The sequence below is a fragment of the Gemmiger formicilis genome, assembly GCF_016901605.1.
Classification (GTDB): Bacteria; Bacillota; Clostridia; order Oscillospirales; family Ruminococcaceae; genus Gemmiger; species Gemmiger formicilis_B.
In genome coordinates this window covers 1-8,072 of sequence record NZ_JACJKP010000142.1, presented here as the reverse complement: position 1 = coordinate 8,072, position 8,072 = coordinate 1, and the positions used below count along the sequence as shown (strand labels likewise).

The 8,072-nt window shown below is 57.6% G+C and carries 5 protein-coding genes and 2 pseudogenes; 2 read left to right on the top strand and 5 right to left on the bottom strand.

The window, feature by feature from the left end; translation table 11 throughout:
* Positions 1-267 (top strand): annotated as a pseudogene (locus tag H6B10_RS10825) (ornithine carbamoyltransferase); the annotation flags it as partial.
* Positions 268-446: 179 nt separating this feature from the next.
* Here the strand turns inward: H6B10_RS10825 and H6B10_RS10820 are convergent.
* From H6B10_RS10820 to H6B10_RS10800, 5 genes are all read right to left on the bottom strand, one after another.
* Positions 447-2,168 (bottom strand): peptide ABC transporter substrate-binding protein, encoded by a 1,722-nt coding sequence (locus H6B10_RS10820; RefSeq protein WP_204651619.1) that lies wholly within the window; start codon positions 2,166-2,168, stop codon positions 447-449.
* A gap of 195 nt (positions 2,169-2,363) precedes the next feature.
* Complete coding sequence (locus H6B10_RS10815; protein ID WP_204651618.1) at positions 2,364-3,362, bottom strand: ABC transporter ATP-binding protein; 999 nt, start codon at positions 3,360-3,362, stop codon at positions 2,364-2,366.
* Complete coding sequence (locus H6B10_RS10810) at positions 3,359-4,360, bottom strand: ABC transporter ATP-binding protein (RefSeq protein WP_204651617.1); 1,002 nt, start codon at positions 4,358-4,360, stop codon at positions 3,359-3,361. The genes H6B10_RS10815 and H6B10_RS10810 overlap by 4 nt, the downstream gene beginning before the upstream one ends.
* A 22-nt stretch (positions 4,361-4,382) precedes the next feature.
* The gene (locus H6B10_RS10805) at positions 4,383-5,432 is read right to left on the bottom strand and encodes an ABC transporter permease (protein WP_204651616.1); all 1,050 of its coding nucleotides are present in this window, start codon (positions 5,430-5,432) and stop codon (positions 4,383-4,385) included.
* A gap of 14 nt (positions 5,433-5,446) precedes the next feature.
* Positions 5,447-6,364 carry an ABC transporter permease gene (locus H6B10_RS10800; protein WP_204651615.1) on the bottom strand — a complete coding sequence of 306 codons (918 nt, stop codon included), beginning with the start codon at positions 6,362-6,364 and terminating at the stop codon, positions 5,447-5,449.
* A gap of 549 nt (positions 6,365-6,913) precedes the next feature.
* Between H6B10_RS10800 and H6B10_RS10795 the strand changes: the two are divergent.
* Positions 6,914-8,072 (top strand): annotated as a pseudogene (locus tag H6B10_RS10795) (hypothetical protein); the annotation flags it as partial.

The window sequence follows — 8,072 nt, the reverse complement described above, 5'->3', positions numbered from 1 at the left end:
ATTGAAGCCCTGGCCCCCTACCAGGTGAATGCCGCCCTGATGGCCAAAGCCAAGCCCACGGCGGTGTTCATGCACTGCCTGCCCGCCTACCACGACCACAAGACCGCCGTGGGCAAGGAGATGGGCGAGAAGTTCGGCCGTGCCGAGATGGAAGTTACCGACGAGGTGTTCAGCGGTCCCCAGTCCATCGTGTTCCGGGAAGCGGAAAACCGGATGCACACCATCAAGGCCGTGATGGCCGCCACCCTGGGGGCAAAGTTCGAGTAAGTCGGTAAGCGGCAGGAATATTCTTTCTTTGCAAAGAAAGAACCAAAGAAACTCCAAATTCAAAGGCCCTGTCCCACGACCGGGCCTTTTTTCGCGTCCGAACGCAAAAAGCCGCCCCGCTGCAAAAACAGCGGGGCGGCTTTTATTGTACGGTTTTACGCCTTACAGGGCTGATTTGATTACTCAGCAACGTAAGCGTACTGCAGGTACCAGTAGCCGTAGGGGCTGTGCCAGGTGCCCTGCAGAGAGGGGCTCTGCAGCCAGAAGTCGTTGTAGTAAGCAACGGGGATGCAGCCCATGTCTTCCATGAGGATGTCCTCAGCCTCATGCAGCTTGGCAAAGTGCTCGGTCTTGTCGGCAACCTTGGAAGCCTCGATGGCAGCATCGAAGTCGGGGTTGCTGTACTTACCGTCGTTGTTGCCGTTGCCGGTGGTGAACAGTTCCAGCATGTTGGACGCGTCGTTGTAGTCCATCAGCCAGCCGTTACGGCTGATGTCGAAGTCACCGGCGCGGCGCTGAGAGGTGAAGCTGCTCCACTCGACCTTTTCGATGTTCACGGTGATGCCCAGCTCGCCCCAAGCGGTCTGCAGGTACTCAGCCACGGGGATGTGGTAGCCGGAATCGTTGGCGCTGTAGGTGACGGTGGGGAAGCCTTCGCCGTTGGGGTAGCCAGCCTCGGCCAGCAGGCTCTTGGCTTCTTCCAGGTTGGCCTCGTAGTCCTCGCTGATGTAGGGCTCGCCGCCGTTGGCGTTGTCCATGAAGTAGGTGCCGTCCTCAGCATCCACGATGCCGGGGCCGACCAGGTTGTAAGCGGGGCTGTAGGTGCCCTGCATGATGACATTGGCCACGTATTCGCGGTCGATGGCCAGGCTCAGAGCCTTACGGACCAGAGGATCGGTGAAGGGCTCGCGCTGGTCATTCAGGCTGATGTAGTAGGTGCCCAGGGTGGCGTCGGTGTAGAAGTCGCCGCCGTCCTCGGCCTTGGTCAGGCTGGGGATTTCGTCGGTGGGAACGTCCTTGATCAGCAGGGCTTCGCCGGTGTTGTAAGCGGCGTAAGCAGCGCTGGAGTCTTCCAGCAGCAGCAGGGTGATGGTGTCGGTGACGATCTTGCTGGTATCCCAGCCGCCAAGGTAGTTCTCATTCTTGGAGAGCACGATGCGCTCGCTGGGGACCCACTCGGTGATCTTGTAGGGACCATTGCTGACGAAGGTCTCGGGGCTGGTGCACCAGGCATCGCCGTTGGCCTCCACAGTGGCCTGCTGGACCGGGCTCAGAGAAGCAAAAGCGGCCAGCTTGTCGAAGTAAGAGCAGGGGTAGCTCAGCACGATGGTCAGGGTCTTGCCGTCCTCACTGGCAGTGACCTGCAGCGCATCGGGGTTGGGCGTGGTGGTTTGCTCGCCGGTCTCGGGGTCGGGGTTGCCCTGAGCCTCCTCAAAGCCGGCGATCATGCCGACAGCGGTCTCGGCGTAGGGAGCGGCGGTGTTGGGATCGGCCAGGCGCTTCAGGCTGTACTCAAAGTCCTTGGCGGTCAGGTCGGTGCCATCGCTCCACTTCAGGCCGTCACGCATGGTGAAGGTCCAGGTCAGGCCGTCTTCGCTGACAGTGTAGCTCTCAGCCTGGCCGGGGATGACCTCGTTGTTCTCGTCGATGAGCAGCAGCGGCTCAAAGATGGTGATGATGGTGTTGGCGCCGTCAACGGTGCTGTTCAGGGCAGGGTCCAGCGTCTCGGGGTTAGGTCCGAGCTGCACAGTGATGCCTGCGCCGGTGGCGGTGGCTTCCGTAGCAGCCTCGGCGGTCTCGCCGGTGCTTCCCGTCGAAGTAGACGCAGAAGAACCGCAGGCAGCCAGAGAAACTGCCAGGCAGCCGGCAAGCGCCGCAGCGACAAATTTCTTCATCTTCATGTGGTTTTTCCTCCAATTGATAAAAGTACTATACCCAATCCCTCCGGAAATTCCTTCGGAATGAATACCATAACTATAACCCAGCGGACCGGCACATACAAGGGCGCAAAAGCTTTTGTAATTGTTTTGTGACGGTCCTGTGAAACCGCACACCGGGCAGAAGATCCCGGGGCGCACATTCCCCGGATTTTCTCGTTAATCCGCCACTTTATCCAAATGATGGCAGGCAGCCCAGTGGCCGGGGCCCACCTCTTTGAACTGGGGCACTTCCGCCGCGCAGCGCTCATCCGCATAGGGGCAGCGGGTACGGAACCGGCAGCCGGTGGGCGGGTTCAGGGGGCTGGGCACATCGCCCTGCAGCACAATGCGCTTGGACGCACGGGCCGTCTTGGGGTCCGCCACCGGAATGGCCGAAATCAGGCTGCGGGTGTAGGGATGGACGCTGTGGGAGATCAGCTCAAAGCTGTCGGCCAGCTCCACCAGTTTGCCCAGGTACATAACGCCGATGCGGTTGGAAATATGCTTGACCACGCTCAGGTCATGGGCGATGAACAGGTAGGTCAGGCCCATCTCCTGCTGCAGGTCCTCAAACATATTGACCACCTGCGCCTGGATGGAAACGTCCAGGGCCGAAACCGGCTCGTCGCAGACGATGAATTCGGGATTGACCGCCAGGGCGCGGGCAATGCCCACGCGCTGCCGCTGACCGCCGGAGAATTCGTGGGGGTAACGGTTGGCGTGCTCGCTGTTCAGGCCCACACGCTCCAGCAGGGCAATAATGCGGTCGTGGCGGTCCTTGTCGTTGGCCGCCAGTTTGTGGATGTCGATGCCTTCGCCCACAATGTCACCGATGGTCATGCGGGGGTCCAGGCTGGCATAGGGGTCCTGGAACACGATCTGCATGCGGCGGCGGTAGGGCAGCATGTCCACGGCGATTTTCTTTTTCTTGTCAAACAGCACCTTGCCGTCGTAGATGATGGTGCCGTCGGTGGGCTCATACAGGCGCAGCAGGGTGCGGCCGGTGGTGGTCTTGCCGCAGCCGGACTCGCCTACCAGGCCCAGGGTCTCGCCTTTGCGGATGGCAAAGCTGACATCGTCCACAGCCTGGACGTAGCGCTTGTTCTTGCCCATGCCCCCTGCCGGGAAATACTGCTGCAGGTGCTGGACTTCCACGAGGTTCTTCGCTTCGCTCATTCGGCTTTGCCTCCTTTCTCAAATTCTTCTTTCTGGCGCAGCCAGCAGTAGGTGTAATGGGTGTCGCTCAGCTCGGTACGGGGCGGCATCTCCCGCAGGCAGACCTTCATGCAGCTCTTGCAGCGGGGGGCAAAGGGGCAGCCCGCCGGCGGATTCAGCAGGTCCACGGGGATGCCTTCGATGGGCACCAGGCGCTCCTTCTCCGCCGCGTTCAGCTTGGGGATGGAGTTGATCAGGCCCTTGGTGTATTCGTGCTGGGGATTGTAGAAGATCTCGTCGGTGGTGCCGTACTCCACAATGTGGCCGGCATACATAACGGCGATCTTCTCGCACATGGACGCCACCACGCCCAGGTCATGGGTGATCATGATGATGCTCATGCCCAGTTTTTTGCGCAGGTCCTGCATCAGTTCCAGGATCTGGGCCTGGATGGTCACGTCCAGGGCGGTGGTGGGTTCGTCGGCAATGAGCAGCTTGGGCTCACAGGCCAGGGCAATGGCGATCATCACGCGCTGGCGCATACCGCCGGAAAGCTCATGGGGGTACTGTTTCAGCCGGCGTTCCGGCTCGTTGATGCCCACCAGTTCCAGCAATTCCTTGGCGCGTTCCCACGCCTCTTTCTTGCTCTTTTTGGTGTGCAGCAGGATCACTTCCACGATCTGGTTGCCGATGGTGTACACCGGGTTCAGGCTGGTCATGGGGTCCTGGAAGATGATGGAGACTTCGTTGCCGCGGATCTTGCGGAATTCCTTCTCGCTCATCTGGTCGATCTGATGGCCGTTGAACCAGATCTTGCCGCCCACCAGCTTGCCGGGGTAAGCGGTCAGGCCCATGATGGAGTACGCGGTGACCGACTTGCCGGAGCCGGATTCGCCCACGATGCCCAGCACGTCGCCCTGGTTCATGGCAAAGGAAACGCCGTTCAGTGCCTTGACCTCACCGGCGGGGGTGAAGAAAGACAGGCGTTCTTCTTGGATATCCAGAATTTTTTCGCTCATAGCGTCTGTTTCTCCCCTCTTTTTAGTTCTTCAGTTTCGGGTCAAAAGCGTCCCGCAGGCCGTCGCCGAACAGGTTGAACACCAGGATCATCACGCTGATCATCAGCGCGGGGGCCAGCAGCAGGTGCGGGTAGGTGTTCATGCCCTTGACGGCGTCGGTGGCCAGAGAGCCCAGGGACGGCATGGGTGCCGCAACACCCAGACCCAGGAAGCTCAGGTAGCTCTCGGTAAAGATGGAGGAGGGGATCTGCAGGGTGGTGGTGACGATCAGGGTGCCGATGCAGTTGGTCAGCAGGTGACGCTTGATGATACGGCCGCTGGAAGCGCCCAGGGCGCGGGCGGCGGTAACATACTCGCTCTCCTTGAGGGTCAGCACCTGGCTGCGGACGATACGGGCCATGCTGACCCAGTACAGCAGCGCGAAGATGATGAAGATGGAGATCATGTTGGGGCCCAGCTTCTGCATCCAGCCAAAACCGGGCTGCTGGGAAATGGCTTCCAGCGGGTCTTTCAGGGCCATGCCCAGCAAAATGATGAGCAGAATGTCCGGTATCGTATACAAAATATCGGTGATGCGCATCATGATGATGTCCACCCAGCCGCCGGCAAAGGCGGAGATGGCGCCGTAGGTGGCGCCGATGAGCAGCACCAGCACCGAGGCCAGCAGGCCGACGGACAGGCTGACACGGGTGCCCATCATCAGACGAACCGCAAAGTCACGGCCGGAGCGGTCGGTGCCCAGAATGTGGGGGAAGACGCTTTCGCCCTCGGCAATGCGGGCCAGTTCCTTTTCGCTGTACTCAAAGGGGGCCAGGTTCTCGCTGTATTTGATCTGCTCGTCGTAGCCGTAGGGCCAGACAGCGGGCAGCACATAGGCAAAAATGGCAATGAGGATGATGACCACCAGGCTGACCATGGCGATCTTGTTCTTCCGCAGGCGGCGCAGGCCGTCCTTCCAGAAGTTGACGCTTTCCCGCATGACCACCAGACTCTGCTTTTCGTCGTTGGTGGCGGGCATGAAGTCGTCCACGTTGAGGTGCAGGCTCAACGGATTCTTTTTCAGATTTTCCATCGCTTGCGCCCTCCTTACTTCAGTTTGATGCGCGGGTCGATGATCTTGTACAGGATATCGACGATCACGTTGGCGATGATGACCATGGTAGCCAGCAGAATGGTGGTGCCCATGATCAGGGTGTAGTCACGGTTGGTAATGGCCGAAACAAAGTCGCGGCCAAGGCCGGGGATGGTGAAGATTTTTTCCACCACAAAGGAACCGGTCATCAGGGCGGCCAGCATGGGGCCTACGTAGGTGACGACAGGCAGAATGGCGTTGCGCAGCGCGTGCTTGAAGAGGATCTTCACGCTGGAAACACCCTTGGCGCGGGCGGTGCGCATATAGTCCTGGCCCATAACGTCCAGCAGGCTGGAACGCATCAGACGGGTGATGTACGCGGTGGGGTAGATGGCCAGCGCCGTGACCGGCATGATGTAGGCGGCCGGTTCATTCAAACCTACCGTTGGAAGCAGTTTCAGGTTCATACCGAAGGTATATAGTAACAATACACTGGATATGAAGCTGGGTATGGCAATGCCGCAGGTGGCCAGCACAATGATGATGTTATCGGCCCATTTGCCGCGGTTGTACGCGGAAAAACAGCCCATGGGAATGCCAAGGCAGAGCGCCACCGCCACGGCAATGCCGGCGGTCCGGCAGGAGACGGGCAGTTTTTCGGCAATGATCTGGTTGACGGTACGGCCGCGCTGTTTCAGGCTCAGGCCCATATCGCCGTGCAGCAGGCTGCTCATGTAGTTCACATACTGCACGCCCAGGGGTTTGTCCAGGCCGTACTTTTCGTTCAGGGCCTGCTGGGCGGCCGCACTGATGGATTTTTCAGACACGAACGGGCCGCCGGGGACCAGGTTCATGATGAAGAAGGTAAGCGTCGCCACAATAAACACACTGAAGATGCCCATTGCCACGCGCTTGATGACGTACTTCGCCATTGTGATGTGCCACTCCGTTTCATTATGGAATACAAATTTGCGTCATTCAGGTGCTTCCGGCCGCCTGTACGCCGCACAGCAAACACGGTTGTGCGCCGTACGTGGACAGAGAAGAGAATAAAAAAGCCGATGGCGGTTGCGGCTGCACAAACGCCATCGTTTATACCCGAAATCTTATTCATTATAATAAACCATTTTTCTTTTGTCAATCGCAGTATCTTGCTAAATTCTTACAAAAAGTGCAAAAATATACCCAAAAATGTGGAATTTAATCACGCGCCCTGTTTTTGTTTGCATCGGATATTGCTTATGGCTATGCGGCTTGTTTGTGTTTTTGTACAAAAAAAGTTGTCCAATTTCGGCAAAAGTTGATTTGCAATTTTTATCATGCTCAGGTATTATATATAAGGTAATACAGCAGGCACTTTTGTGGCTGCTGTATTTTACCCGCCGTTCTACCACGTATTCTTTATTTCGTGGTAGTAAAACCACATCCGGAAATTTCCGGTACAAACATCTGCTTTGTAGTCAAAGGAGGAAAATCACCCGATGAAACGCCACGCAAGACGCATCGCCAGTATGATCTGTGCTTTGGCGATGCTGACGGCCATGATGCCTTCAGCAGTCTGGGCCGAGACGCCTGTCCCGGAAAACACCGTCATCACCGAAGAAGCATCTGAACCCACTGCCACACCGGCAGCTACCGACAGCACCGAACAGCCTGCCACCGTCACGGATACTGGCGACGCGCAGCCCGCCGAGACTCCGGCTGCTTCCCCCGCCCCTACTGCCACACCTGTTCCGGCTGTTGAAGAACCGGCCGCCGAAGGGGAAGACACCACCGACACCACTGTTCCCGCCGAAACGGAAGAACCTGCGGAAAAAACCCCCGCACCCAATACTGTAGTTGGTGGCAACGAAAGTGAATCGCAGGGTTCTGATCATACTGTTTCCGGCACAGAGTCTACGCCCTCCACATCTGATACAACCCTTTTTGTGGAAAATTCTGTTGCTCAGATTGGCGACACCCCCTACGCAACGTTGGACGAAGCCGTAAAGGCAGCGGAAGATGGCGCCACCATTGAACTGCTGGCAGATGCCACTACCAAGGGCATGGACCTGAGCAAGTCGCTGACAATTCAGGCTGCAGATGGTCTCGAAACGATGCCGACACTCACTTTTACCAAAAACGGTATCGCACTGTGGGGCAAGGCGTTGACGTTTAGGAACCTGAACGTCGTAATGAACGGCATCGGTTCCACCCCCTACGTGGAATGGAGCTGGATGACAATTTGTGCAAGCAAAGACGCATCTTTGACGTTGGATAACACCCAAATGGTTATGGATGCTACCGGCGCTTCCGGCCAGCCCCACGCCATCTATTTTTGCAGTAACAACAAGCTCACCCTTCAAAACCATTCGTCCTTAAAAATTTCGAACTATCCCAACGACGCTCTGGAATGGGACGGTGGTGATGGCGGATATAACGTCAACATTACTGATTCCACCTTCGTTTCCGATCACAATCGTTCCGGATTTACAGGTACTTTTACTGCAACGATCAAGAACTCGCAGGTCGATGTGATCAACAGCCTCGGCAACGGCTCCAATGGCTCTCACTTTGCGATTGAAAATTCCACTGTAAATTTCAACGATAACGGAAGCCATGGTTTGTCTGCTGGTGCGCTGCATGTCACTAATTCCACCG

Excerpts from the sequence above, each read along its gene's own strand:
- H6B10_RS10820 (WP_204651619.1), bottom strand. The coding sequence starts at position 2,168 with ATGAAGATGAAGAAATTTGTCGCTGCGGCGCTTGCCGGCTGCCTGGCA.
- H6B10_RS10815 (WP_204651618.1), bottom strand. The coding sequence starts at position 3,362 with ATGAGCGAAGCGAAGAACCTCGTGGAAGTCCAGCACCTGCAGCAGTAT.
- H6B10_RS10810 (WP_204651617.1), bottom strand. The coding sequence starts at position 4,360 with ATGAGCGAAAAAATTCTGGATATCCAAGAAGAACGCCTGTCTTTCTTC.
- H6B10_RS10805 (WP_204651616.1), bottom strand. The coding sequence starts at position 5,432 with ATGGAAAATCTGAAAAAGAATCCGTTGAGCCTGCACCTCAACGTGGAC.
- H6B10_RS10800 (WP_204651615.1), bottom strand. The coding sequence starts at position 6,364 with ATGGCGAAGTACGTCATCAAGCGCGTGGCAATGGGCATCTTCAGTGTG.